The sequence below is a fragment of the Sphingomonas jatrophae genome, from assembly GCF_900113315.1.
Taxonomy (GTDB): domain Bacteria; phylum Pseudomonadota; class Alphaproteobacteria; order Sphingomonadales; family Sphingomonadaceae; genus Sphingomonas_P; species Sphingomonas_P jatrophae.
This window is the reverse complement of sequence record NZ_FOZG01000002.1, coordinates 1253267-1278389: the sequence shown is the minus strand read 5'-3', so window position 1 is coordinate 1278389 and position 25123 is coordinate 1253267. Positions and strand designations below refer to the sequence as shown.

The window sequence follows — 25123 nt, the reverse complement described above, 5'->3', positions numbered from 1 at the left end:
GGCAACCCTGACAAAAGCAGTGTGGCGACCCTCCCAGGGGAGAGCCGCCACAGCTTGTTCGACAGGGATCGGCGTCGCGGCGACGCCCGGCGTCACACGGCCAGGGCGCGCAATCGGCCCGTCGCCCCGGTCAGCTGGACGCTGCCGCCGCGCGCACGGCGGCGCTGCAGCCAGTCGATCAGCATTTCCGAAGTGGTGTGGTCCACCGCATCCACCCGGCGCATATCGAGCTTGACCGCACCGGTCGAGGGCAGGCCTTCCAGCACGCGGGTCAGCTTGGGGAGCGTGACGAAGGTCGCGCCACCGGCGAGGACGACGCGATGCTCGCCAGCTTCTTCGGTCGCCTTGACGTTCAGCCCGAGGCGGCGGCGATGCGGCACCAGCTCCAGCAGCGACAGGCCGAGACCGACGAGCACGCCCGTCAGCAGGTCGGTCGCGATCACCATCACGAACGTCGCTGCCCAGATCGCCGCGGGCAGCACGCCGTACCGGTGGAACAGGTGCTTGACATGGCTGAGGCTGACCAGCCGCCAGCCGGTGACGACAAGGATGCCGCCGAGCGCCGCCATCGGGATCTCGCGCAGCAGCCAGGGCAGCAGCGCGACGAAGCCGAGGATCCACAAGCCATGCATGATGGTCGACGCGCGCGACGTGGCGCCCGCCTGCACGTTGGCCGAGGAGCGGACGATCACGCCCGTCATCGGCAGCGCGCCGGCGACACCGCACAGCAGGTTGCCGACGCCCTGCGCGCGCAGTTCCTTGTCGTAGTTGGTCCGCACGCCGTCATGCATGCGGTCCACCGCCGCGGCCGACAGCAGCGTCTCGGCAGAGGCGATGAAGGCAATGGCCAGCGCCGTCGTCCACACCGCGGGCGCGGCGAAACGGCCGAGGAAGGTCGCATCCGGCAGCGTCACCGCCGCCACCAGCGATTCGGGTACGGTCACACGCGCCACGTCGAAGCCGGCGAGATAGGCAAGCAGCGTGCCCAGCACAACGCCCACCAGCGCACCCGGCACCAGCTTCAGCGACGCCGGCCGCAGCTTCTCCCACAACAGCATCGACGCGATGGTCAGCCCACCCACCAGCAGCGCCAGCTCGGTCGCCTGGATGCTGGAGAAGTCGACGCCCAGCACGCGGCCTGGCATCGCCGCCAGATTGTCGAGGCCGTGGCCCATCGGCTTGTGATCGAACAGCACATGGAACTGGCCGATGACGATCAGCGCGCCGATGCCTGCCAGCATGCCGTGGACGACCGCGGGCGAGATGGCGCGGAACCAGCCGCCCAGCTTGAACACGCCGGCGGCAAACTGGATCACGCCGGCGATCACCAGGATCGGTGCGAGCGCGATCAGGCCCTGATCGCGCACGATCTCGAACACGATTACCGCGAGGCCCGCGGCAGGGCCGCTCACCTGCAGCGGCGATCCTGCCAGCATGCCGACGACGATGCCGCCGATGATGCCGGTGATCAGGCCCTTCTCCGCCGGCACGCCGGAGGCGACCGCAATGCCCATGCACAGCGGCATGGCGACGAGAAACACGACGATGGATGCGGTGAAATCCCGCACCCACGTATTGCCGGCGGGAGCCGCCTCCCCAGCCGACGGGGCCGTCGGGGCGGCCACTGTGTCGGCGGCACTCATTCCGCGGCTTCCATCACCGGCTCACCCGCGAAGCGGCGCGCGGCGGCGTGGGCGACGGGCAGCGGCTTGTCTTCGCGCAGCGGCGTGAAGCGGCCGGTCTGGCCATCGAGGCCGAGGATCTGGCCGGCATGGATGTCGACGAACCAGCCGTGCAGCGCGATCTCGCCGCGCGCGATGCCGGCGGCCACCGACGGGTGCGTGCGCAGGTGGTTCAGCTGCGCCACGACATTCTCGAGGCTGATGGCGCGCACGCGGCCGCCATCGTCCAGATCCTTGTAACCCTCGGTCACGACACGCTCGGCCGCCACGCTGTGCTTCAGCCAGGCGGCGACGTTCGGCATCGCGTCGAGCCCGGCCGGGTTCGCCACCGCCTTCATCGCGCCGCAGTCGGAGTGGCCGCAGACGATGATGTCGCGGATGCCCAGCGCCATCACGGCATATTCGACGGTGGAGGTCACGCCGCCATTCTGCGTCGCATAAGGCGGCACGATGTTGCCCGCATTGCGGCAGACGAACAGATCGCCGGGCTGCGCCTGCATGATCTGCTCGGGCACGATGCGGCTGTCCGCGCAGCTGATCATCAGCGCCTTGGGGCTCTGCCCCTCGCTGGTCAGCTTGGCGAATAACGTGCTCTGGTTGGGGAAGGTGGACTTCTCGAAGGAGAAGACGCGGCCGATCAGCTCGTTCACTTCGCGGTGCTCCGGATCTCTGGCACCGCCCATGTTCAGGCGGGCGCTCTAAGCGAGTCTGGTTAGCGACCGTCGCTTTCTGCAAAGCAGCAGGGTCGTAAGGAATTATGTCCGAGGCAGGATGATCTCGGCGCGCAGGCCCCCGTTCGGGCGGTTGGACAGGCGCAATGCGCCGCTCTCCCGCCGTGCCGCGCGCTGAACGATGGCAAGGCCGAGGCCGAGCCCCTTGGTGTCCCGCGCACGTGCCTCGTTCAGCCGGACGAACGGCCGCACAACCTCCGTCAGCCGCTCGGCCGGGATACCCGGGCCATCATCCTCGACCGCCAGGCGCACCTCGTCCGCGCCGACATCCAGCCGGATGGTGGCGCGGCTGCCGTGGCGCAGCGCATTGTCGACGAGGTTGGTCAGCGCCCGCTTGATGGCGCTGCGCCGCAGCCGGTGATCGAGATTGTCCGGGCCGACATAATCCACCTCCCGGCCAGCATCGGCATAATCGTCCGCGCAGGTGGCGGCGAGAACGGCAAGATCGGTCAGCACCGCCGGCTCCGGATCATCTTCCCCGGCGAGGAAGGCGAGCAGCGAACTCACCATCTCCTCCATCTCGTCGATGTCGGGCCCGAGCGTCCGCTCCGCCGCCTCGTCGCCGAGTGACTCCAGCCGCAGCCGCAGGCGGGAGATCGGCGTGCGCAGATCGTGGCCGACCGCGGCCAGCGCCTGCGTGCGATCTTCGATCAGGCGGTGGATGCGGCGCTGCATGGTGTTGAAGGCGCGGATCAGGTGGCGCACCTCCTCCGTGCCCGCCTCAGGCATCGACACCTGCTGACCGAGACCGACCGTCTCGGTCGCATGAGCGAGGCGGCGCAAGGGGCTGAGCGTGCGGCGGATCAGCAGTCCGCCGACCAGCAGCAGCGCGAATGCGGGCACCAGCGCCTGCGCGATCCGGCCGAGCGCCAGATCCCAGCGCAACACCTTTTGCCGCGTCGCGAAATGCAGCCAGCTCGCGTCCGGCAGCGCCAGTTCGCCCATGACGGTCGAGTCGCGGCCCGGCGAGGCGAGCCGCAGCGTCAGGTTGCTGCGCGCCAGTTCCGGCTCCCAGGCGAGGATCTGGCGGCGCATCTCCTCAAGCTCGGGGGCGATGCGCGGCGCAGGCGGGCGGGTCGGCTGCCAATGGACGAGATAGCGGCCGGTGGTCAGTTCGTCCGCCATGTCGGGCCGCTCCCGCCATGGCCGCTCCGCCACCAGCTTGCGCGCGATGACGAGATGCTCTGCCAGCCGCCGCGCCTCGTCCTCGCGCACCAGCGTGCCCGATGCGCGCTCGTACAGCACGGTCGATACGCCGAACTCGATCACCACCGTCAGCAGCAGGATGGCGAGGATGCGGCCGAGCAGGCCGAGATGCCCGTGCAGCAACCGACCGAGCGGCCCGTTCTCGGTCACGCGGCCCGAGGCGTCACGCGCGCTCCACCTCGGTATTCAGCATGTAGCCGATGCCGCGCACCGTCGTGATCGGCGCGGGCTGCCCGGCGGCGGACAGCTTGCGCCGCAGCCGGCTGACCAGCACGTCGACCGACCGGTCCGACGAGTCGCCCAGCCGCGTGCGCGACAGCTCGATCAGCCGTTCGCGCGCGATCACGCGGCCGGGATGGCTGAGGAAGCTCGCCAGCAGGTCGAACTCGGCACCCGTCAGCTCGACCAGCGCACCGCTCGGGGACTTCAGCTCGCGCCGCGGGAAGCTCACCACCCAGCCGTCGAAATGGGCCTCGCGCTCGCGCGGTTCGCTCGGACCCCGCTCCAGCCCGCCGCGGCGCAGCACTGCACGCACCCGCGCGATCAGCTCGCGCGTGCCGAACGGCTTGGCGAGATAATCGTCCGCGCCGAGTTCCAGCCCCAGCACGCGATCCGCCTCGCTGCCCTTGGCCGAGATGAAGATGATCGGCACGTCCGACTTGCGCCGGATCTCGCGGCACAGATCGATGCCGTTGGTGCCGGGCAGCATGATGTCGAGCAGCACGAGATCGACCGGCCCGTTGTCGAACGCGATCCACATCTCGGCACCCGTCGCCGCGGGCCGCACCGTATAGCCATGCTCCTGCAACGCGCGGGCGGTGAGGGTGCGGAGCGGCGGGTCGTCCTCGACCAGCAGGATCGTGGGAGCAGTCATGCGGATTGAGCTAGGTTTAGCGCGGGAAAGGGTCAACCGCGGACCGATATTTCTGCACTGCAGCACGCGGGAGCAACGGTTCGTAACCGCAGGGACGCAGACGGGGCGCGCTGCTCAGGCCGACACCGCTCGCACGACGCTGCCGATCAGCGTGCGCAGCAGCACGCCGACGCCGAGCAGTGCGGCCAGCGCGAACGGCACCGCCAGCAGCAGCATGAAGATTATCGCGCCGGCGCAATCGCCACCCGAGCAGCCGGTGCCCGATGCCGCCCGATAGAGCGCGAGCCAGATCGCCGGCGGCAGCAGGGTGAGCGCGCCGCCGATCAGCCAGCCGCGGCGGGCGGGACCGAAATGCGGCGCGACGAAGAGGCCGGTGAGAAAGGCTGCGAGCGGCACCAGCAGTACGGCCACCTTCCAGCCGACATCGCTCCACATCGCTCGCCCCTCCCCGCCGGCCAAGCCGCCCCACCGTCATAAGGCAGTGCGGCTAAGCCGGGGTTAAGCGGTCAGATCGCGTCCAGCGCCTGCTTGAAATCGGCGATCAGGTCGTCCGCATCCTCCACGCCGATGGAGATGCGCACCAGATTGTCGCCGATCCCCAGCGCTGCCTTCCGCGCGTCGGGCACGGACAGGTGCGTCATCGCCGCGGGGTGGCTCGCCAGCGTCTCGGTGCCGCCGAGGCTGACGGCCAGCTTGGCGATCTTCAGCGCATCGAGGAAGCGGAAGCTCTCCGCCTCGCCGCCGCGCAGGATCAGCGAGAAGGTCGATCCCGCGCCCGTGCAGTGGCGGCGATAGATGTCGCCCTGGCTCGAGTCCGGATCGAGGAAGCCGAGATAGCCGACGCGTTCCACCTTCGGATGATCGCGCAGGAACGCGCACACCTTGGCCGCATTCTCGCCCGCGCGGCTCATCCGCAGCTCCAGCGTCTCCAGCGAGCGGAGCAGCATCCAGGCGGTGTTGGGATCGGTGATCGTGCCGATCGTGTTGCGCATCGCGCGCACCGGATCGATTACCGCTTTGGCGCCCACCGCGCCGCCCGCCACCAGATCCGAATGGCCGCCGGCATATTTGGTCAGGCTGTAGAGGACGAGGTCCGCGCCGTGCTTCAGCGGCTTCTGCCAGAGGGGCCCGAGGAAGGTGTTGTCGATCACGATCGGCGGCTTGTCGGCGCCGGTGAAGATCGCGTCGCGCGCGGCGGCCACCGCCTCCACGTCGACCAGCGCGTTGGTCGGGTTGGCGGGACTTTCGAGATAGATGAGCGCGACGCGGCCGGCATTGGCCTTGGCCAGCACCGCGTCGATCTCCGCCCGGCTGGCGCCCGCCGGAAAGTCCAGCCAGTGGACACCGAATCGGCCGAGCACCTTGCCGATCAGCGTCTCCGTCGCGGCATAGAGCGGGGCGGAGTGGACGATCGTGTCGCCCGGCCGCACATGCGCCAGCAGCACCGTCGCGATCGCGGCCATGCCGGACGAGAAGGTGAGCGCGTCCTCCGCATCCTCCCAGATGCCGAGCCGGTCTTCCAAGATCTCCTGGTTGGGACCGTTGAAGCGCGAATAGACGAGCCCCTCCGCCCCGCCCGGCCGCTTGCCCGTCACGCCCTCGAAATGGCGTTTGCCGGCCGCTGCATTCTCGAACACGAAGGTGGAGGTGAGGAAGATGGGCGGCTTAAGGCTGCCCTCCGACAGCGTCGGATCATAGCCGTGCCCCATCATCAGCGTGGCGGGGGAGAGGCGGCGGCCGCCAATCTCCATCACCTCGGGCTTGGGCCGGCGGCGCTGCGTCGGCGCGGCCACCGCGGTCAGGTCCGCCTCGGTGCCGGCGGTTCCCGGCGTTTCGTCGCTCATCATCGTCTCCATCTCGGGGCGCTCTCTGCGCCATACTGGGGCCGAGCCTATCGACGATTATCGTGACGCATAAGGGCGTGCGTGGCGGACCTGGCGCATCGCAGACCGGCCCCGTCGCACGCCGGGCGCGATCTAGCGCGGAGAAGCTCCGATCAGGCCTGCCCGCAGGTCCGCCTCAAGCGTCTCCAGCGATATGGGCGGCGCGGGCAGGCGCACCCGCTCGGCCGGAACGTCAACCGTGTCGACCGCGGTCAGCGTCAGCCCGTCCGGTGTCTCCAGCGGCGTTCCCAGCGCGAACATCGCCTGTATGTCCCGCGTCGTCGTGGCCGCCGCGGGGCCGAGCAGCACCGCCATCGGCAGCAGCGCCGCGGTGGAGAAGCCCTCCAAGGCCGCACCAACGGGTTTGAGCGCCGGATCGTCGCTCACCACCAGCCGGTCTTGCCCCGCAGGACGGGGCGAGACGCGGAAGCGCCGCCCTGGCCGGCCCGCCACGTCCGCGATCCCATCCGGCTCGATCTTCTGTGCGGGCGTCTGGGCAGGCGACGAGGGGCGGCGCGCGAAGATCGGCGGCACCACCCGCCCGATCGCGGTCGCCACGTCCTCCGCCCGTGCCACCGTCAGACGGCCGTCGCGCAGGCCCACGACGTGGAACCGCCCGCCGACCAGCAGCCCATAATCCTCCGCACCCGGCGTCCCGACGCGCGCGTCGCCATTGTCCGCCACCTCAACGATCACGCGCCCGCCATCCTGCCCGACATAGGTCGCCCGCGTTCCCGCCAAAGCCGGCGCGGCGAGAGACAGCAGGAGCGGCAACAGCCGAACGGAGGTGCGGAACGGCGACATGGACGCCAGCCTAGCCGCGCTCGCTTGCGCTCCGCAACGTCGTGCTGCCCCCGCGCGCGCTGCTGCGTTAAGGGCCCGTCATGGCCGTTCGCCGCTTGCTCCTCACCGATTTCCGCTCCTACGCCACCGCCGCGCTCGATGCCGGACCAGGCATCGTCGTGCTGACCGGGGAGAATGGCGCGGGCAAGACCAATGTGCTGGAAGCGCTGTCGCTGCTTGCCCCAGGGCGCGGCCTGCGCGGCGCCGCATTGTCGGAGATGGCGCGCAGCGAAGGTCCGGGCAATTTCGCCGTCGCCGCAGAGCTCGGCGGTGGGGATCGCATCGGCACCGGTACGCTCGCCGCCGCGCCCGAGCGTCGACAGGTGCGCGTCAACGGCGCGACCGCCTCGGCCGCTGCGCTGGCGGAGCGGCTCGCTCTGCTCTGGCTCACCCCCGCCATGGACCGGCTGTTCACCGAAAGCCCGGGCGGCCGACGCCGCTTTCTCGACCGGCTGGTGCTGGCGCTCGATCCCGCCCACGGCACCCACGCCGCGCGCTACGAGGCCGCCATGCGTGCGCGCAATCGCCTGCTCGCCGAACCCGAGGGCGCCGATCCCGACTGGCTCGCCGCGCTGGAGGCGGGAATGGCCGAGCATGGCACCGCGCTGCACGCCGCACGCGTCGCCACCGTGTCGCGCTTGGCCGAACGCCTCGCCGCCGCGCCCGCCGGGCCCTTCGCGCGGGCCGGCCTTGCGCTGGAGGGCTGGGACGGCGCCGATCTCGCCCGCACGCTGCGCGCCTCACGCGGGCGCGACGTTGCGGCCGGCCGCGCGCTCGCCGGGCCGCACCGCGTGGACCTGCTCGTCACGCACCTCGACAAGCCCGCCGGCGGCGCGGGCAGCGCGGGCCAGCCCGCCGCACGCTGCTCCACCGGCGAGCAGAAGGCGCTGCTGGTCGGCCTCGTCCTCGCCCATGCCGACCTCGTCGCCGATGCGCGCGGCACCCGCCCGATTCTGCTGCTCGACGAGGTTGCCGCGCATCTCGATCCTGCCCGCCGTGCCGCCTTGTTCGCCCGGCTGGAAGGATCGGGCGGGCAGGTCTGGCTGACCGGCACCGAGCCCGAACCCTTCGCGGCGCTCGGGAGCCATGCCTGCCGTCTGACGGTTGAGCATGGAGTGATCGGAGCGACGGCATGAGCATGGCACTTGCGGCAGGTTTCTGGGGGCTGGTCGGCGGATCGGCGCTGCTGATCGGCGCGGCCATCGGCTGGTTTGCCAGGCTGCCGCAGCGGGCCATCGCCTATGTCATGGCGGTCGGCGCGGGCGTGCTGATCTCGGCAGTCGCGTTCGACCTGATGGACGAGGCCTACAGGCAGGGCGGCTTTGGCCCCTCCGCACTCGGCGCTCTGGGCGGTGCCGCCCTCTATACGGTCGCCAACATCATCGTCTCGCGCAACGGCGCGCGGCATCGCAAGCGCTCGGGTGCGGACAAGGATCAGGCCCCCGCCGGGCAGGAGGCGGGCACCGCCATCGCTATCGGCGCGCTGCTGGATGGCATCCCCGAATCGGTGGTGATCGGCGTCAGCCTGCTGGGCGGCGGCGCGGTCAGCTGGGTGACGGTGATCGCCGTCTTCCTGTCCAACGTGCCCGAAGGCCTGTCGAGCGCGGCGGGCCTCAAGGCGTCGGGCCACCGGGTCGGCTATGTCTTCGCCTTGTGGGGTGGGATCGCGCTCGTCTCCGGGCTGGCCGCGCTGATCGGCAATGTCGCGCTGGCGGGCGCGGCGCCGGTGACGGTGGCGGCGATCACCAGCGTCGCGGCGGGCGCGATCCTTGCCATGCTGATCGACACCATGATCCCCGAGGCGGCCTCCGAATCGCATGAAGCGTCGGGCCTGATCGCCGTGGCCGGTTTCCTCGGCGCCTTCCTTCTCTCCAAGCTGGGCGGCTGAGCCCCGCTATCGAGGCCCGCAGAGAAACTCGCATGACCGCGCGCCGGGGACGCGGCACGGCGCTTTCGTGAACGCGCGGGGGAAGCGGCATGCCAGTCAAACTGTTCAGACCCATCCTCGCCGGCGCGACCTTGGGCGAGCGGCTTGCCACGGCAGCAGGCGCGGCGCTCGGGCTGGCTGTCACCTACGCGCTGTGCGCGCACCTGCCTTGGGGCGCACGGCTGCCGGCGATCGTCGCTCCGCTCGGCGCATCCGCCGTGCTCGCCTTCGCCGTCCCGGCCAGCCCGCTGGCACAACCCTGGTCGGTGATCGGCGGCAACACCGTCTCTGCGCTGGTCGGCGTTGCCGTTTATCGGACGATTCCGGACGCGGGCATCGCCGCGGGCGTGGCGGTTGGGGCGGCGATCGTCGCCATGTCGCTGCTGCGCTGCCTCCACCCCCCCGGCGGCGCGGCGGCGCTGACGGCGGTGATCGGCGGCGCACCGATCCACGCCGCAGGCTTCGGTTTCGCCTTTGCCCCGGTCGGGATCAACTCGCTGCTGCTCGTCCTGCTCGCCGTGGCGTTCCACCGGCTGCGCGGACACAGCTATCCGCACCGCCCCGCCGCCCCCGCGGTCGTCGCCGCGGCGGAACGCGCCGCGGGCTTCGCGCCGGAGGATCTCGATCTCGCTCTGGCCGACATGCACGAAAGTTTCGACATCGATCGCGCCGATCTCGACCTGCTGCTCGCCACCGCAGAGACGCACGCGAGGCGCCGTCGCGCAGGCACGCGCTGACCCCGCCGATCATTACGGCTCGATCCGGCGGCCGAATTCGATCCGACGGTGGCGCCGCCGCTTGAAGGTGTCCGGCCCGACGCGCCGGATCTCGGCAAAACCGCGCGCGCACCAGAAGCGCGCGCCGGCCGTATTGTCCTCCAGAACCGCCAGCCGAATCTCGCTCGCGCCGGCACGCGCCGCCCGATCCTCGACCGCGGCATAGAGCGCGCAGCCCACCCCGCGACCCCGTGCTGCCTCATCCACAATCAGGAAGCCCAGATACCAGACGCCCGTATCGGGATAGTCGCGCAGGATCTCCGCCACCCCGAGCAGGTCGCAGCCGGCCCAGCAGCCCAGCACCATCTTCTCGCGCGCATCGTGGCCGGGCGGCACGTCGGTGAACACTGCATGAGCGTCCGCCATGCCCGCCGGCTCGCCATCCTGGAGGAGAAAGTATCTGGCACAGCGGCCGAACAGCTTTGCGACTGCGGCGGCATCCGCTTGGGTCAACGCCACAACGGTGGGAAGGAAGGACATCAAGCGGTCGCCGCATTGTCCGCCGCCCGTAGAGGGGACCTCCTCAGTTGACGTAGCGCGACACCTCTTCGGGCTCGATCATCACCTCGCGCCGGCCGACATGGTCGGGCGACGAGATGATCGAATCTTTCTCCATCCGCTCGATCAGCCGCGCCGCGCTGTTGTAGCCGACGCGCAGCTGGCGCTGCAGCCAGCTGGTCGACGCCTTCTTGTTGTCGACCACCAGCTGCACCGCACGGCGATAGGTCGCCGTCTCGGGATCGTCGGGGCCGGAGGGCGCGCCTTCCATCGCCCAGCCGCCATCCTCCGGCTCCTCGGTGACGGAGGAGATATAGTCGGGCTGCCCTTGCGCGCGCCAATGGTCCGCCACGCCGCGCACCTCGTCGTCGGACACGAACGGCCCGTGGACGCGCGCGATCTGCTTGCCGCCGGGCATGTAGAGCATGTCGCCCTTGCCCAGCAGCTGCTCTGCACCCTGCTCGCCCAGGATGGTGCGCGAATCGATCTTGGAGGTGACGTGGAAGCTGATCCGCGTCGGCAGGTTCGCCTTGATGACGCCGGTGATGACGTCGACCGACGGCCGCTGCGTCGCCATGATCAGGTGGATGCCCGCCGCGCGCGCCTTCTGCGCCAGCCGCTGGATGAGGAATTCCACCTCCTTGCCGGCGGTCATCATCAGGTCGGCCAGCTCGTCCACCACCACCACGATCTGCGGCAGCACCTCGTAGGCGAGCGTCTCCTCCTCGTAGATGGGCTGGCCCGTCTCGCCGTCATAGCCGGTCTGCACGCGGCGGCCGAGCTGCTGGCCACGTGCCTTGGCCGCGCGCACCTTCTCGTTGAACGAGGCGAGGCTGCGGACGGAGACGCTCGCCATCATGCGATAGCGCTCCTCCATCTGCTCCACCGCCCATTTCAGCGCGCGGATCGCCTTCTGCGGCTCGGTGACGACGGGCGACAGGAGGTGGGGGATGTCATCGTAGATGCTGAGTTCCAGCATCTTCGGATCGATCATGATCATGCGGCACTGCGCCGGCGTCAGCTTGTAGAGCAGCGACAGGATCATGCAGTTGAGGCCGACCGACTTGCCCGAGCCGGTGGTGCCCGCGACCAGCAGGTGCGGCATGGGCGCCAGATCCGCGATCACCGCATCGCCGGCGATATTCTTGCCGAGGATGATCGGCAGCGCGCCGCCATGCTCGGCGAAGCCGTCGCTCGCCACCAGTTCGTGCAGCACCACCGCCTCGCGCTTAACGTTGGGCAGCTCGATGCCGATCACGGTGCGCCCCGGGATCGTCGCGATGCGGGCGGACAAGGCCGACATGTTGCGCGCGATGTCGTCTGCCAGCGCGACGACGCGGCTCGCCTTGATGCCCGCCTCCGGCTCCAGTTCGTACATGGTGACGACGGGACCGGGGCGGATCTCGACGATCCGGCCCTTCACCTTGAAGTCCTCCAGCACGCTTTCCAGCAGCCGGGCGTTCCGCTCCAGTGCGGCACGGTCGATCGTGTGGCCGGTCGATGGCGGCGCCTCCGCCAGCAGGTCGAGCGGGGGCAGCTGATAGCGGTCGCCGAGATCGAGGCTGGGCTGGGCCGGGCCAGCGGGGCGCTTGGCCGTGCTCGGTGCGGGAGCGGGCGTTACGATGGTCGGCGGATCGCGCGGCTCCACCGGCGCGACGGCGGCGCGCGGCGCAGGGTGCATCGCCCGCTCCACCGCACGCTCCTCGGCAAGTGCGGCGTCCTCCTCCGCGTCGAACGGCAGGTCGTCATGCTCGTCGTCGCCGGCGGCCAGCAGATCGGCGGCAGCGCGGCGACGGCGGGGCCGCAGCGCCGCGATCTTGGCCCGCTCGGTCGCATCGAGGCCGAGGCCCCACAGCCACAAGGCCGGCCCGCCTGCCAGCAGCAGCGCCATGCCGCTTAAGCGCGCCCAGCGCACGCTCTCGCCGGGGGCCAGCGCCGACAGCGCCTCGACACCCCAGCCGATGGCGATGCCGGTGACGCCGCCCCAGCCCGCCGGCAGCGCGCCCGCGCGCGGCCCCTGCAGCAGCGACAGGCCGCCCGCCAGCAGCATCGCCGCCACAACCACGATCAGCAGCCGCCGCTTCCACCGGATCACCCGGCCGTCGCGCCACAGCCGTGCCGCCGCCAGCAGCGCGAAGGGCGGCAGCAGCACCGCACCGAGCCCGAGCGTGCTCAGCAGCAGGTCCGCAATCCACGCGCCGGCGTGGCCGAACACGTTCTGCGGTGCGCCGCCCGCGGCCGTGTTGATCGCCGGATCGGCCGCCGAATAGCTCGCCAGCGCGAAGCCGAGCGCCAGCGTCAGCACGATCAGCGCAGCGGCGCCGGCCAGCGCCCGCGTCCGCGCGGCGATCACGCCTGCACTGTCCTTGAGGGTCGGCCGCACGATCGCCGTGCCCGCCGCTGCCTTGCTCGCCATGCCTGTGCTGCCTTGCCCCGCGGCCCCTGCCGGTCCGCATCCGTTCCGCCGAAAATGCCGCTGCGGGGGCGTCTCGGTCAAGCCGGGTCGGGTTTCGGCGCGGCGGATTTGCGCCTAAGGCATGCGCCATGGACACAGAAGAGCTGCGCGCCGACGTCGTGATCCTTGGCGCAGGCCTGGTCGGCCTCACCCTCGCGCTTGCGCTCGACGCGCACGGGCTTTCGGCGATCGTGATCGACCCGGCGGATCCCGCCTCGCTGCACGCACCGGGGCATGACGGGCGCGCCTCCGCCGTCGCCAGCGCCTCGTGGCGGTTCCTGGAGGCGATCGGCGTCGCCCCGCGGCTGGAAGGAGCCGGCTGCGCCATCCGCACCATCGCCGTGCGTGACGGGCTCGAGCCGCGGCCGCTGCGCTTCGATGCGGATCAGGGCGATCCGCTCGGCATCATGGTCGAGAATCGCACGCTGCGCCGCACGCTGCACGATGCGGCCGCCGGCGCGGCGAACGTCCGCCTGCTCCAGCCCGCCCGTCCGGTCGCGACGGAGCGGAGCGTGCATGGCGTGACCGTGACGCTCGCCGACGGCCGCATTGCGCGGGGTGCGCTGCTGGTTGCGGCCGAGGGGCGTCAATCGCCGACGCGCGAGGCGGCGGGCATCCGCATTGCCCGGTGGAGCTACGATCATGCCGCGATCGTCACCATGCTCGGTCATGAGCGACCGCACGGCCATGTCGCGCACGAAATCTTCTATCCCGCCGGTCCCTTCGCGCTGCTGCCGCTGATCGACGATGCGGAGGGCAGGCATCGCTCGGCTCTGGTCTGGTCGGTCGCGGCGGCGGACGCGCCGGGCCTGCTCGGTCTCGGCCCGCGCGGCTTTGCCGATGCGGCGCTGAAAGCAATGGGCGGGCTGCTGGGATCGGTCGAGCTGATCGCCGCGCGCTCGACCTATCCGCTCGGCTTCCATCATGCCGCGACGATGACGGCGGAGCGGCTGGCGCTGATCGGCGATGCCGGCCACGGCATCCACCCGATTGCCGGCCAGGGCCTCAATCTCGGCTTCCGCGATGCAGCGGCGCTCGCCCAGGTGCTGGTGGAAGGCGCCCGCCTCGGTCTCGATCCGGGCGATGCCCAGCTGCTCGCCCGTTATGATCGCTGGCGCGGGCTCGACACGCTGTCCGTCGCTGCCGCCACCGACGGGCTGACCCGCCTGTTCGGCCTGCCCGGCGCTGTGCCGCGCGCCGTGCGCCGCTTCGGCCTCGGCGTGGTGGAGCGCGTCGGCCCGCTGAAGGACATGTTCATGGCGGAGGCGCGCGGCGAATCGGGTGAGCTGCCGACACTGCTCAGGGGCGAACTGGTCTAGCGCGAGCCGCTATCGCCCGCGCCACCAGTCGAACGCCACGCCCTGCAGCTCGCGCACCAGCGCGTGCGCCTCGGGTCCATACCAGTCCGCCTCGTCGAGCAGCAGGCCCGGCCCGCTCGTCCACCAGCCCTGCCCGGGCAGCCGATCCGATTCGCGCACCACCAGCACCGCCAGCGCGGGCTCGCCCGCAGCCGCGCCGTCCCGGTCCACCGCGTCGAGCGTCTTGCACAAGGCACGCATTTTCGGGCGGGTAAAGCGGTGGCCGAGCAGCGCCAGCAGCTCCGAATAGCTGACGCTGCGTTCCTCCCGCGCCGCCTCGACCAGCAGCGCACGGACGCGGCCGACGTCCGCGATCGAACCCGGCCCTTCGCTCATGGGAGAGACGCGCTCAGCCGCGCGGGCGGGGCGTCATCGCGGCAAGCGCGGTCGCAGGCCGGCATTCCGCCTGCACGACGGGGAAGTCGAGATCGGCCTGCGTCGCCAGCACGGTGGCGCTCGCCGCGCTGCACGCTGCGGCCGTGGCATAGGCCCTGTCGATCCGGCGCACTTCGCGACACGCCGCCTCGCTGTCGCCGCATCCCAGGATCGCAATCACGTAAAGCGCCGGGCCCATGGCTGCCTCCCCAACCTTCCACGACGAAACGTGCCATGTTCGGGCCGGTTGCATTGTGATCGGTCCCACATTGGCGCAGGCGCTCCGCCTCCCTATCTCGGGCCGCGATGCCACCCGAACGCCCGACCGAGACCGCCGCCCCCGAACGCGGTCTGCACACGCTGCGCCGTTTCCTGCCCTATCTCTGGCCGGCGGATGCGCCTGCGCTGCGTGCGCGCGTCGCCGCCGCGATGGCTCTCGTGCTCGCCGCCAAGGGTGCGGTGCTGCTGATGCCGTTCGCCTACAAGGCGGCGATCGACCGGATGACGCCTGGGCTGGAGCCGGGCGTCGGCCTCGCCATCGCGCTGGTCGCGGCCTATGCCGCCGCGCGCTTCGGCGGCGTGCTGTTCGACAACCTGCGCAACGCCATCTTCGAGCGGGTCGGCCAGGACGCCGCGCGCCGCCTGTCGGTGGAGGTGTTCGGCCATCTCCACGGCCTGTCGCTCCGCTACCATCTGGAACGCCGCACCGGCGCCGTCACCAAGGTGGTCGAGCGCGGCACCAAGAGCATCGACACGATGCTCTATTTCCTGCTGTTCAACATCGGCCCGACGGTGCTGGAGCTGGTCGCCGTTTCGCTGATCTTCTTCGTCAAATTTGGCATCGGGCTGGTCGCCGCCACGCTGGCGATGGTCGCGGCCTATATCGTCTATACCCGCGTCGTCACCGAATGGCGCACCAAGATGCGCCGCGCGATGGTGGAGCATGATACCCGCGCCGTCGCGCGTGCGGTCGATTCGCTGCTGAATTACGAGACGGTCAAATATTTCAACGCCGAGGGTGTCGAGACGCGCCGCTACGGTGAGGCGGTGCAGGCCTATGCCAATGCCGCGACCAAGAATGAAGGCTCGCTCGCCGCGCTCAACATCGGTCAGGCGCTGATTACCAACCTGATGATGGCGGGCGCGATGGGCTTCACCATCTGGGGATGGAGCCAAGGCCGCTTCACCACGGGCGACGTGGTGCTGGTCAACACCCTGCTCGCGCAGCTTTTCCGCCCGCTCGACATGCTCGGCATGGTCTATCGCGAGATCCGCCAGGGCCTGATCGACATGGAGGCGATGTTCCGCCTGATCGACACGCCGCCCGAGGTGACGGATGCGGCAGACGCCAAGCCGCTTGTCGTGCTGGGCGGCACGGTGCGGTTCGAGCATGTCGATTTCCGCTACGACAAGGATCGCCCGATCCTCCACGGCATCGACCTGACGGTGCCGGCCGGCCACACGCTTGCCGTCGTCGGCCCCTCGGGGGCAGGCAAGTCGACTCTCGCGCGCCTGCTCTACCGCTTCTACGATCCGAGCGAGGGCCGCATCACCATCGACGGGCAGGATATCTCGGCAGTCAGCCAGGCGACTTTGCGCCGCTCGATCGGCATCGTCCCGCAGGATACGGTGCTGTTCAACGACACGATCGGCTACAATATCGGCTATGGCCGGGATGGCTCGACGCAGGACGAGATCGTCGCCGCGGCGAAGGGCGCGGCGATCCACGATTTCATCATGGGCCTGCCGCAAGGGTATGACACGCCCGTCGGTGAGCGCGGTCTGAAGCTGTCGGGCGGCGAGAAGCAGCGCGTCGCCATTGCGCGCACCCTGCTCAAGAACCCGCCCATCCTGATCCTCGACGAAGCGACCAGCGCGCTCGACAGCCGGACGGAGGCGGACATCCAGGCGACGCTCGCCCGCGTGTCGGCGAGGCGGACCACCATCGTCGTCGCGCACCGCCTGTCCACCGTGGTCGATGCCGACGAGATTGCGGTAGTCGAGGCGGGCCGCGTCGTGGAGCGCGGCACGCATGCCCGCCTGCTCGCCAAGGACGGCCTTTATGCCGAAATGTGGCGGCGCCAGCAGGCCGAGCGCGAGACCGCGCTGGAAGCCGCCTGATCCCCAAGGAGACCCGGATGACGCCCAAGCTGTTCCAGCCGCTCGACGTGGGTGGCCTCACCCTTGCCAATCGCATCGTCATCGCGCCGATGTGCCAATATTCGGCCGAGGATGGCCGGATGACCGACTGGCACCAGATCCATCTCGGCCAGCTTGCGCTGTCGGGCGCGGCGCTGCTGACGATCGAGGCGACCGCGGTCGAGCCCGAGGGGCGCATCAGCTATGCCGATGTCGGCCTGTGGGACGATGCGACCGAGGCGGCGATGGCGCGGGTGCTGGAGAGCATACGCCGCTGGTCGGACATGCCGATCGCCATCCAGCTCGGCCATGCCGGCCGCAAGGCCTCGACCGACCTGCCGTGGAAGGGCGGCGGCCAGATCGCGCCCAGCCATGCCAACGGCTGGCAGACGGTGGCTCCCTCCGCCCTGCCCTTCGGCACGCAGGATAATGCGCCCACCGCGCTCGACCGCGACGGCCTCGCCCGCATCCGCGATGCCTTCGCCGCTGCTGCTGCGCGCGCGGCGCGGCTGGGGATCGATGCCATCCAGCTGCACGGGGCGCACGGCTATCTGCTGCACCAGTTCCTCTCGCCGCTCTCGAACCGGCGCGACGATGATTATGGCGGCAGCCTCGAGAACCGCCTGCGCTTCCCGCTGGAGGTGCATGATGCGGTCCGTGCCGCCTTCCCCGCGGACAGGCCGGTGACGATGCGCCTCTCCGGCACCGACTGGGTCGAGGGCGGCTGGGACATCGAGCAGACCGTCGCCTTCGCGCAGGCGCTGGAGGCGCGTGGTGCCGCGGCGATCCACGTCTCGTCGGGCGGGCTCGATCCGCGGCAGGATATCCCGGTCGGCCCCGGCTATCAGGTGCCGCTGGCGCGCGCGGTGAAGCAGGCGGTGTCGATCCCCGTCGTCGCGGTCGGCCTGATCACCGACCCCGATCATGCCGAGGCGATCGTCGGCACCGGCGATGCGGACATGGTCGCGCTCGCCCGCACCATCCTCTACGATCCGCGCTGGCCGTGGCATGCCGCGGCGCATCTCGGCGGCCGGGTGCGTGCGCCCGACCAGTATCTCCGCTCGCAGCCGCGCCAGTATCGCCACCTGTTCGACGTGGGCGGCAGCGCGGAGAATTGAGGCCGTCCGTCGCCCCGGCATGTGGCCGAGGCGACGGCCTGACCGCTTACGGCCGCAGGCGGCCGGAGAGCGAGATGCCGATGATCCGCGGCTCGTTATACACCGCGGCCATGTAATTCTCGATCACGCCCTTCAGGTTCTTCTCCTTTGTAATGTTGCGCGCGAACGCCGACACCTCCCAGGCGCCGTTGCCGCCGGCATAGCCGATGCGCAGGCCGCCCTCCAAATTGCCCTTCGAGTAGAATTCCTCGGTCTTGTAGAGGACGAGGTTCGTATAGCCCTGCACGTTCCAGTCGGTGCTGATGAACAGGCGGCCATCGTCGCTGACCGGCAGGTCGTAGCGCGCTGCGATGTTGAAGTTATATTCCGGCGCGTTCGGCAGCGGATTGCCGTCGATCGACGCAAAATAGGTGCGGCCCGTGCCCGTGCCGCGGGTGAAGAACGGATCGTTGACCGTGCACACCTGCACCCCGTTCAGCCCGCACGTCTGCGCGAACACGTCCGGATCCTTGATCTCGCTGTGCAGCCAGCTGGCGCCCGCGGTGATCGACAGGTTCGGCACGGGCCGCAGTTCCAAATCCGCCTCGAGACCATAGGCCTCCGCCTTGTCGGCATTGAACAGCACGCCGTTGCCGTTCGAATCGTTGCCGTTCAGCTGGATGTCCTTGACGCGGTAGGCAAAACCCGTCGCGTTGAGGCGCAGCTTGCCGTCCAGCAGCACGCTCTTGAAGCCTGCCTCGCCCGACAGGATCGTCTCGGAGTTCGCCGTCGTGAAGTCGGCGTTGAACACGGCCGAGCGGCCCTGGATCGTCGGTCCGCGGAAACCGCGCGCCACGCGGGCATAGACGCTGAAGTTCGGGTTGACTTCATAAAGCGCGGAGACGTCCCAGCTCGGCTCCTTGTCCGACAGGCGGACGTTGGTGCGACCAGTATAGGTGACGACGTTCGCCGCAGTGTTGGCGGTCTTCAGCAACCGCGTCTTCTTGGTGTCCTTGGTCCAGCGCGCACCACCCGTCAGCGTCAGCTGGTCGGTCAGCTGGTAGCTCACCTGGCCGAACAGCGCGTAGCTGGTGTTCTTGTTGCGCAGGCGCACCCAGTTGTTCGGATTGCGGGCGGCGCCCGTCAGGAAGAAGGCGCGCTGATAGAAATCGGTGATGTCGCGGCTGTCGAAATAATAACCGCCCACCTGCCACTTAAGCGCCTGATCGCCATCGCTCGCCAGCCGCAGCTCCTGCGTCCACTGGTCGAGATCGCGGACGTTGCCGCGGCTCTGGCCAAAGCCGTTGGCGACGCCATTGAACGGAAAGTTCGCCGCCGCACCACCGTCCGTGTCGCCGCGGCTCTGCCCCTGCGTCCGCTCATAAGCGGTGATCGAGGTCAGCGTGACGCCGCCGAAATCCCACGCCGCATTGGCCGAGGCGCCGGCCGTGCTGTAATCCTGCTGGTTGTTGTCCGCCTCGTCGAACGCGACGACGTTGCGCAGCGCGATCGGATCGTTCGATCCCTTCACCAGGCCGCCACGCAGGAACAGCGTCGACGTGCCCTCATATTCGCGGACATGGCCGTTCAGCAGCAGCGAGAAGCGCTCGGTGGGCGTCAGCAGCAGCTGGAGGCGGGCGTTCTTGTCGTCGAAGCCGCCCATGGCGTTCTTCTTCGGCGAGACGGTGCCGTCGGCGCTGGGGCCGACATAGACGTTGTCCACATAATCGTCGCGGTGCTGGTAGAGCGCGGAGACGCGCATCGCGATCTTGTCCTGCACCAGCGGCCCGCCGACGCCCATGTCGAGGTTGATGCTGTTGTAGGTGCCGTAGCTCGCCTGGATCTGACCGCTCAGCTCCTGGCTGGGGCGCACCGTGTCGAACTTGATGATACCGGCGGTCGTGTTGCGGCCGAACAGCGTGCCCTGCGGCCCGCGCAGCACCTCGACCTGCGCCACGTCGTAGACGGGGTTGGACTTGAGCACGACATGCTCCAGCACCACGTCGTCCTGGATGATCTCCACCGGCTGCGATGCGCCGAGATAGAAATCGATATTGCCGAGGCCGCGAATGTAGAAGCGCGGGAAGATGCGGCCCGTGGTCGTCTCGACATACAGGCTCGGCACGCGGCCGGCGAGCGACAGCAAGGTATCGTCGCCACCCTGCGTGAAGCTGCGCAGCTGCTCGCCCGAGACGACGCCGACCGAGACCGGCGTGTCGATCAGGCTCTCCTGCCGCCGCTCGGCGGTGACGATGATCTCACCCACGCCATCGGCGGAGGCGAGCGCATCGTCCGCGGGCTGGGCGGCGGCCATGGCCGGCCATGCGGTGGCCGCGGCAAAAGCCGCAAGGATGACGGACGAGCGCGAACGGAACGAAGACACGTATTTTCCCCCTGGATGGCCAGGGCGCGCGGGGATGATCGTGCAGCGCGGGTCTTCCCGCCGTCCGCCACGGGCCGCGTCGCCCTTCAGCCCGGCCGGTAGAAGCGAAAGATGGTATTCGTGTGACAAAGCGTTGCCGAAGCGCCACACGCACGCCGGATCTTGGGCGTGATGCGGGCGGCTCCGCCCCCGCCTACTTCTTGTACAGCCCCTCCAACCGCTCGCCATAGCGGGCGCGCAGCACGTGGCGGCGGATCTTCATCGACGGGGTCAGCTCTTCGTTTTCGATCGCGAACGGCTCATCCGCGACGATGATGCGGCGCACCTTCTCGATCACCGACAGGCCGCCATTCACCCGGTCCACCGCCGCCTGCAGCGCGCGCGCCAGCCGCGGATCGTCCTTTCCGACGGGCTGGGCGATGCCCTCGCGCGCTGCCCAATCGGCCAGCCATTCGGGATCGGGCACGACGAGGCCGACGAGGTAGGGTCGTCTGTCGCCATGCACCATCGCCTGGAGGATCTCCGGCTCCAGCGTCAGCATCCCCTCGACCCGCTGCGGCGCGACATTGTCGCCCTTGTCGTTGATCAGCAGGTCCTTCTTGCGATCGGTGATGACGATGCGGCCGCGCGCATCGATGTGGCCGACATCGCCCGTGTAGAGCCAGCCATCCTTCAGGACGCGTGCCGTTTCCTGATCGTTGCGCCAGTAGCCGTGCATCACCTGTTCGCCGCGGACCAGGATTTCGCCATCCTCGGCGATGCGCACCTCGGTGTTGAGGAGCGGCGGGCCGACCGTCTCCATGCCGATCCCCGCTGCCGGGCGATTGCACGAGATGACGGGCCCGGATTCGGTCTGGCCATAGCCCTGCAGCAGGGTCAGCCCCATGGCGTGGAAGAAGCGGCCGACCTCGGGGTTGAGCGGCGCGCCGCCCGACACCATCGCCTTCATCCGCCCGCCGAACCGTGCCGCGATCTTGGGGCGGAGCGTGCGGCCGAGCAGCAGCTCCATCGGCGTGTCCATCAGCCTCGTCCAGCGGCTGCGCCCCGCCAAATCGCGCTCGGCAATGCCCTGCGCCTGATCGAGCAGGTAGGTGGCGAAGCGGCCCTGCTTCTCGATCTGCTTCAGGATGCGCGCGCGCAGCACCTCGAACAGGCGCGGCACCACCACCATGATCGTCGGCCGCGTCTCCTCGATGTTGGAGGCGAGCTTCTCCAGGCCTTCGGCATAATAGATCTGCCCGCCCAGCCCGATCGGCAGGAACTGGCCGCCGCTATGCTCATAGGCGTGGCTGAGCGGCAGGAAGGAGAGGAACACCTCCTCGCCCCAGAAGAAATCCTCCGAGATGATGTCGATGCAGCCCGCCACATTGTGCAGGATCGCGCCATGGTGCTGGCGCACCCCGCGCGGCGCGCCGCCCGTGCCCGACGTGTAGATGATGCAGGCGAGGTCGTCCCGCGCCAGCGTCAGCGCAGCCGCGGCGGTCGCGGCGAGGTCGGCGGGGTGCGCCTCGATCAGGCCGGCCCAGTCATGCGTCTGCACGCCCTGCGCGCCGCGCATCGGCTCGATCCCGATCAGATGGTCGCACGCGGTCGAGCGCAGCACGGCCGGCAGCAGGGTGCGCGCCAGCTTCGCGCTGGAGACGATCACCGCCCGCGCGCCGCTATTCTCCAGGATGTGCGCATGATCGCGCTCGGTGTTGGTGGTGTAGGTCGGCACGGTGACGCAGCCAGCCGCCATGATGGCAAGATCGGCCAGGCACCATTCCGGCCGGTTCTCGGAGACCAGCATCACCCGATCGCCGCGCTGCAATCCCAGCGCCTTCAGCCCTTCGGATAGGCTGGACACGATCTCGGCGGCGCGTGCCCAACTTGTCGGCTGCCACGCGCCGTCCTGCTTGGCCCAAAGGAACGGCGCGTCCCCGTTCGTCTGCGCGCGATCGAGGAACATCGCGACGAGGTTGGGGAAATGTTCCAGCTGCCGTGCCAAGCGTCTCTCCCTTGCCGGTTGGGTCCGGCTTGGGCCCGCTTCTAGACGCTACGGCAAGGCGATGAAACTGCCCTACTCCTGCGGTCCTTTCGGGTTCAGCCGCACGCGCGAGAAAGCGCCGAGCGGCTTGCCGTCCTCACCCAGCACCACGCCCTCGCTGCGCGGGTCCGCGCCGCCCGCCCAGGTGCCGTTCACGCGCTCGATGCCGTTCATCTTGAGGCCGAGCGGCGCCACCTGCACCGTCTCGCCCAAGGCTTTAAGCGCCGGCGCCATCGCCTCCAGCGGCGTGCCTGCCTCCAGGACCGCGGTCTTGCCCGGCGCGTAGATCAGCGGCAGCGCGATCGCGTCCTGCACGGAAAGACCCCAGTCGAGCGTGCCGATCAGCGCCTTGGCCACCTGCGCGATGATGGTGGAGCCGCCCGCTGCACCGATCGCCACGCGGACCTGCCCGTCCGGGCCATAAGCGATCAGCGGCGCCATCGAGGAACGCGGCCGCTTGCCGCCCTCCACCCGGTTGGCGACGAGATAGCCGTCCTTCACCGGCGCCAGATCGAAATCGGTCAGCTCGTTGTTGAGGAAGAAGCCGTCCACCGTCAGGCCCGAGCCGAACGGGCTTTCGATCGTCGTCGTCACCGTCGCGACATTGCCCTGGCGGTCGGCAGCGGCAAGGCTGGTCGTGCCGTGCACCTCCTGCGGCTCGGCCCGCACGCGCGGCGGCGCGCCCGCCGGCTCGCCCGCGCGCACCTCCGCCATCGTCCGGTCGGGCGCGATCAGCGCGGATCGTCGGGCGAGGTAAGCGGGGTCGAGCAGACCTGCGACAGGCACCGACACGAAGTCGGGATCGCCGACGAACATGTCGCGATCCGCATAGGCCAGCCGCTCGCTCTCCGCGATCAGGTGCCATGCGGTGGGCGAGTCCTTGCCCAGCGCCTTCAGGTCGAAGCGTTCGAGTTGCTTGAGGATCAGCAGCACCGCCACGACACCGGACGACGGCGGCGCGATGCCGCAAACCCGATAGGCGCGGTAGGTCTGGCAGACGGGCGTCCGCTCCTTCGCGTCATAGCTGGCGAGATCGCCCGGCGTCATCTTGGACGGGTTGCGCGTGGCGCCGTTCACCGTGGCGGCGATCCGCTGCGCCTGCGGGCCGACATAGAAGCTGTCGGCACCCTGTGCCGCGACCCGCCGCAGCGTCGCGGCGAAGTCGGCATTGACGATGCGCGTGCCGACCGGCTTCGGCGTTCCGTCCGGCTGGTAGAAGACGCCGTGGACCCACGCATTGTCGCGCAGCAGGTTCGCCTGCTGGGTAAGACTCCGGTTGAGCCGCGGTGAAACGTCGAACCCCTGTGCCAGCCGGATGGCGGGCTGGAACAGCCGCGCCCACGGCAGCTTGCCGAAGCGGCGATGCGCCATCGCCATCGCGCGCAGCGTCCCCGGCACGCCGACCGAGCGCCCGCCGGGGATCGCCTGCCCTTTCGGCAGCGGCTGACCGTCCGGCCCGAAGAACCAGCGCATGTCCGCCGCCGCCGGCGCCGCCTCGCGCCCGTCGATGGTGACGATCCGCTTGGTCTTCGCCTCGTGGAAGACGATGAACGCGCCGCCGCCAATGCCCGCCGATTGCGGCTCGACGACGTTCAGCGCCAGCATCGTCGCGATCGCCGCATCCGCCGCGCTGCCGCCCGCACGCAGGATCTCGGCCCCCGCTGCTGCCGCACGCGGATCCGCGGCGGAGACGATGCCGCCCTTGGCAAGGGCCGGGGCCGGCAACAGGGCGAGGAGAAGGATGAGGAAGCGGCGCGCCATGGCCGCGGGTCTAACCCTCCGCCCCGCGCGCGTCATCCCCGCACCGTCACTCCGCGCCGACCGCCTCGGCCACGGTCGCGAAGCCGTCGCGCGCCAGCAGCGCTTTCAGCTCGCGCGCGATCCGCCGCGGCAGGCCCGGCCCCTCATAGACCAAAGCCGAATAGAGCTGCACCAGCGACGCGCCCGCGCGGATGCGGGCATAAGCGTCCGCCCCGCTGGCGATCCCGCCGACGCCGATCAGCGGCATTGCCGCACCCGCCGCGCGGAAGTCGCGCAGCCGCTGCAACGCCATGTCGCGCAGCGGCGCACCCGACAGGCCTCCCACCTCGCCTGCATGGCGACTGGCGAGCGGCGGGCGTGCCACCGTCGTGTTGCTGACGATCAGCGCATCCACCTTGCCGCTCGCCGCCGCGACGATCGCGTCGATCTCGGCAGGCTCGAGGTCCGGCGCCACTTTCAGGAAGACCGGCGGGCCGCTCGCCCCCCGCGCCTCGGCCACCGCCGTGAGCAGTTCCGCCAGCGCCGCCCCCGTCTGCAACGCGCGCAAGCCCGGCGTATTGGGAGAGGAAATGTTGATCGTGAGGTAGTCGGCATGTGGCGCCATCTGCCGCACGCCCGCAGCATAATCGGCGACGCGATCAGCCGCATCTTTGTTGGCGCCGACATTGATGCCGAGGATGCCGCGCCGTGTCCGCGCCTTCAGCCGCGCCAGCGCCGCCGCCTGCCCGCCATTGTTGAAGCCCATGCGGTTGATCACCGCGCGATCCTCCACCAGCCGGAACAGCCGCGGCCTGGGATTGCCCGCCTGCGCCAGCGGCGTCAGCGTGCCCACCTCGACCGAGCCGAAGCCCATGCGCAGCAGCGCGTCAGGCGCCACCGCATCCTTGTCGAACCCCGCTGCCAGCCCGATCGGATTGGGGAAGTCGAGCCCCGCCACACGCGTCGCCAGCACCGGATCGCGTGCCGCCACGCCGCCCGGCGCGGCCTTCAGCGCGGCGAGGGTCAGCCCATGGGCGCGCTCCGGATCGAGCGCGAACAGGGCCGGGCGGGCGAGGCGATAGAGCATGAGCCGCGCCTAGCCGCTTCCGCAGCGTCGAGCCAACACCGCC

General features: G+C 70.0%; 21 protein-coding genes. 6 read left to right on the top strand and 15 right to left on the bottom strand.

The features are described from left to right. Window positions 1–92: 92 nt before the first annotated feature. The 7 genes from BM360_RS15485 to BM360_RS15455 form a co-directional block, all read right to left on the bottom strand. Window positions 93–1643: a SulP family inorganic anion transporter gene (locus BM360_RS15485; RefSeq protein ID WP_093315918.1), complete on the bottom strand. Its 1551-nt coding sequence runs from the start codon at window positions 1641–1643 to the stop codon at window positions 93–95. After that, complete coding sequence (locus tag BM360_RS15480) at window positions 1640–2332, bottom strand: carbonic anhydrase (protein WP_093315917.1); 693 nt, start codon at window positions 2330–2332, stop codon at window positions 1640–1642. The genes BM360_RS15485 and BM360_RS15480 overlap by 4 nt, the downstream gene beginning before the upstream one ends. Window positions 2333–2437: 105 nt before the next feature. Then, window positions 2438–3769 (bottom strand): ATP-binding protein, encoded by a 1332-nt coding sequence (locus tag BM360_RS15475; protein ID WP_242653501.1) that lies wholly within the window; start codon window positions 3767–3769, stop codon window positions 2438–2440. Between the two features lie 13 nt (window positions 3770–3782). Then, window positions 3783–4493 (bottom strand): response regulator transcription factor, encoded by a 711-nt coding sequence (locus BM360_RS15470; RefSeq protein ID WP_093315916.1) that lies wholly within the window; start codon window positions 4491–4493, stop codon window positions 3783–3785. A 114-nt stretch (window positions 4494–4607) separates the two neighbouring features. Beyond that, window positions 4608–4928, bottom strand: a complete 321-nt coding sequence (locus tag BM360_RS15465) for a hypothetical protein (protein ID WP_093315915.1) — start codon at window positions 4926–4928, stop codon at window positions 4608–4610. A gap of 71 nt (window positions 4929–4999) precedes the next feature. Beyond that, the gene (locus BM360_RS15460) at window positions 5000–6337 is read right to left on the bottom strand and encodes a cystathionine gamma-synthase family protein (RefSeq protein WP_093316087.1); all 1338 of its coding nucleotides are present in this window, start codon (window positions 6335–6337) and stop codon (window positions 5000–5002) included. A gap of 132 nt (window positions 6338–6469) precedes the next feature. Then, window positions 6470–7180: a hypothetical protein gene (locus BM360_RS15455; RefSeq protein WP_093315914.1), complete on the bottom strand. Its 711-nt coding sequence runs from the start codon at window positions 7178–7180 to the stop codon at window positions 6470–6472. An 80-nt stretch (window positions 7181–7260) separates the two neighbouring features. Between BM360_RS15455 and recF the strand changes: the two genes are divergently transcribed. From recF to BM360_RS15440, 3 genes are all read left to right on the top strand, one after another. Then, complete coding sequence (recF, locus tag BM360_RS15450; RefSeq protein ID WP_093315913.1) at window positions 7261–8355, top strand: DNA replication/repair protein RecF; 1095 nt, start codon at window positions 7261–7263, stop codon at window positions 8353–8355. Then, window positions 8352–9107 carry a ZIP family metal transporter gene (locus BM360_RS15445; RefSeq protein WP_093315912.1) on the top strand — a complete coding sequence of 252 codons (756 nt, stop codon included), beginning with the start codon at window positions 8352–8354 and terminating at the stop codon, window positions 9105–9107. Before recF ends, BM360_RS15445 begins: the two co-directional genes overlap by 4 nt. Window positions 9108–9196: 89 nt before the next feature. Continuing rightward, window positions 9197–9883: an HPP family protein gene (locus BM360_RS15440; protein WP_093315911.1), complete on the top strand. Its 687-nt coding sequence runs from the start codon at window positions 9197–9199 to the stop codon at window positions 9881–9883. A 12-nt stretch (window positions 9884–9895) separates the two neighbouring features. On the opposite strand, the gene BM360_RS15435 is transcribed toward BM360_RS15440, so the two are convergent. Beyond that, a complete protein-coding gene (locus BM360_RS15435) occupies window positions 9896–10402 on the bottom strand; it encodes a GNAT family N-acetyltransferase (RefSeq protein WP_093315910.1) in 507 nt (168 codons plus the stop codon). A gap of 43 nt (window positions 10403–10445) precedes the next feature. Continuing rightward, a complete protein-coding gene (locus BM360_RS15430; RefSeq protein ID WP_093315909.1) occupies window positions 10446–12836 on the bottom strand; it encodes a DNA translocase FtsK in 2391 nt (796 codons plus the stop codon). A gap of 128 nt (window positions 12837–12964) precedes the next feature. Between BM360_RS15430 and BM360_RS15425 the strand changes: the two genes are divergently transcribed. After that, window positions 12965–14194: a UbiH/UbiF/VisC/COQ6 family ubiquinone biosynthesis hydroxylase gene (locus BM360_RS15425; RefSeq protein WP_093315908.1), complete on the top strand. Its 1230-nt coding sequence runs from the start codon at window positions 12965–12967 to the stop codon at window positions 14192–14194. A 9-nt stretch (window positions 14195–14203) separates the two neighbouring features. On the opposite strand, the gene BM360_RS15420 is transcribed toward BM360_RS15425, so the two are convergent. After that, a complete protein-coding gene (locus tag BM360_RS15420; RefSeq protein WP_093315907.1) occupies window positions 14204–14569 on the bottom strand; it encodes a ribose-phosphate pyrophosphokinase in 366 nt (121 codons plus the stop codon). A gap of 13 nt (window positions 14570–14582) precedes the next feature. Next, the gene (locus BM360_RS15415; protein WP_093315906.1) at window positions 14583–14807 is read right to left on the bottom strand and encodes a hypothetical protein; all 225 of its coding nucleotides are present in this window, start codon (window positions 14805–14807) and stop codon (window positions 14583–14585) included. Window positions 14808–14914: 107 nt separating this feature from the next. Between BM360_RS15415 and BM360_RS15410 the strand changes: the two genes are divergently transcribed. Continuing rightward, window positions 14915–16729 (top strand): ABCB family ABC transporter ATP-binding protein/permease, encoded by a 1815-nt coding sequence (locus tag BM360_RS15410; RefSeq protein WP_093315905.1) that lies wholly within the window; start codon window positions 14915–14917, stop codon window positions 16727–16729. Window positions 16730–16746: 17 nt separating this feature from the next. Beyond that, a complete protein-coding gene (locus BM360_RS15405; protein WP_093315904.1) occupies window positions 16747–17865 on the top strand; it encodes an NADH:flavin oxidoreductase/NADH oxidase in 1119 nt (372 codons plus the stop codon). Window positions 17866–17911: 46 nt separating this feature from the next. On the opposite strand, the gene BM360_RS15400 is transcribed toward BM360_RS15405, so the two are convergent. From BM360_RS15400 to BM360_RS15385, 4 genes are all read right to left on the bottom strand, one after another. Beyond that, entirely contained in the window at window positions 17912–20227 is a 2316-nt protein-coding gene (locus BM360_RS15400) for a TonB-dependent receptor (RefSeq protein ID WP_242653500.1), read from the bottom strand. A 193-nt stretch (window positions 20228–20420) separates the two neighbouring features. Beyond that, complete coding sequence (locus BM360_RS15395; RefSeq protein WP_093315902.1) at window positions 20421–22175, bottom strand: AMP-dependent synthetase/ligase; 1755 nt, start codon at window positions 22173–22175, stop codon at window positions 20421–20423. 111 nt (window positions 22176–22286) lie between these two features. Beyond that, window positions 22287–24014, bottom strand: coding sequence for a gamma-glutamyltransferase (gene ggt, locus BM360_RS15390; RefSeq protein WP_093315901.1), 1728 nt, complete (start codon window positions 24012–24014; stop codon window positions 22287–22289). A 46-nt stretch (window positions 24015–24060) separates the two neighbouring features. Then, window positions 24061–25080: a quinone-dependent dihydroorotate dehydrogenase gene (locus BM360_RS15385; RefSeq protein WP_093315900.1), complete on the bottom strand. Its 1020-nt coding sequence runs from the start codon at window positions 25078–25080 to the stop codon at window positions 24061–24063. Window positions 25081–25123: the final 43 nt, after the last annotated feature.

Bases quoted from the DNA above. Each gene is read 5' to 3' on its own strand.
- BM360_RS15485 (WP_093315918.1), bottom strand. From the start codon at position 1,643: ATGAGTGCCGCCGACACAGTGGCCGCCCCGACGGCCCCGTCGGCTGGG.
- BM360_RS15470 (WP_093315916.1), bottom strand. From the start codon at position 4,493: ATGACTGCTCCCACGATCCTGCTGGTCGAGGACGACCCGCCGCTCCGC.
- BM360_RS15465 (WP_093315915.1), bottom strand. From the start codon at position 4,928: ATGTGGAGCGATGTCGGCTGGAAGGTGGCCGTACTGCTGGTGCCGCTC.
- BM360_RS15460 (WP_093316087.1), bottom strand. From the start codon at position 6,337: ATGAGCGACGAAACGCCGGGAACCGCCGGCACCGAGGCGGACCTGACC.
- BM360_RS15455 (WP_093315914.1), bottom strand. From the start codon at position 7,180: ATGTCGCCGTTCCGCACCTCCGTTCGGCTGTTGCCGCTCCTGCTGTCT.
- recF (WP_093315913.1), top strand. From the start codon at position 7,261: ATGGCCGTTCGCCGCTTGCTCCTCACCGATTTCCGCTCCTACGCCACC.
- BM360_RS15445 (WP_093315912.1), top strand. From the start codon at position 8,352: ATGAGCATGGCACTTGCGGCAGGTTTCTGGGGGCTGGTCGGCGGATCG.
- BM360_RS15440 (WP_093315911.1), top strand. From the start codon at position 9,197: ATGCCAGTCAAACTGTTCAGACCCATCCTCGCCGGCGCGACCTTGGGC.
- BM360_RS15435 (WP_093315910.1), bottom strand. From the start codon at position 10,402: ATGTCCTTCCTTCCCACCGTTGTGGCGTTGACCCAAGCGGATGCCGCC.
- BM360_RS15430 (WP_093315909.1), bottom strand. From the start codon at position 12,836: ATGGCGAGCAAGGCAGCGGCGGGCACGGCGATCGTGCGGCCGACCCTC.
- BM360_RS15425 (WP_093315908.1), top strand. From the start codon at position 12,965: ATGGACACAGAAGAGCTGCGCGCCGACGTCGTGATCCTTGGCGCAGGC.
- BM360_RS15420 (WP_093315907.1), bottom strand. From the start codon at position 14,569: ATGAGCGAAGGGCCGGGTTCGATCGCGGACGTCGGCCGCGTCCGTGCG.
- BM360_RS15415 (WP_093315906.1), bottom strand. From the start codon at position 14,807: ATGGGCCCGGCGCTTTACGTGATTGCGATCCTGGGATGCGGCGACAGC.
- BM360_RS15410 (WP_093315905.1), top strand. From the start codon at position 14,915: ATGCCACCCGAACGCCCGACCGAGACCGCCGCCCCCGAACGCGGTCTG.
- BM360_RS15405 (WP_093315904.1), top strand. From the start codon at position 16,747: ATGACGCCCAAGCTGTTCCAGCCGCTCGACGTGGGTGGCCTCACCCTT.
- BM360_RS15395 (WP_093315902.1), bottom strand. From the start codon at position 22,175: ATGTTCCTCGATCGCGCGCAGACGAACGGGGACGCGCCGTTCCTTTGG.
- ggt (WP_093315901.1), bottom strand. From the start codon at position 24,014: ATGGCGCGCCGCTTCCTCATCCTTCTCCTCGCCCTGTTGCCGGCCCCG.
- BM360_RS15385 (WP_093315900.1), bottom strand. From the start codon at position 25,080: ATGCTCTATCGCCTCGCCCGCCCGGCCCTGTTCGCGCTCGATCCGGAG.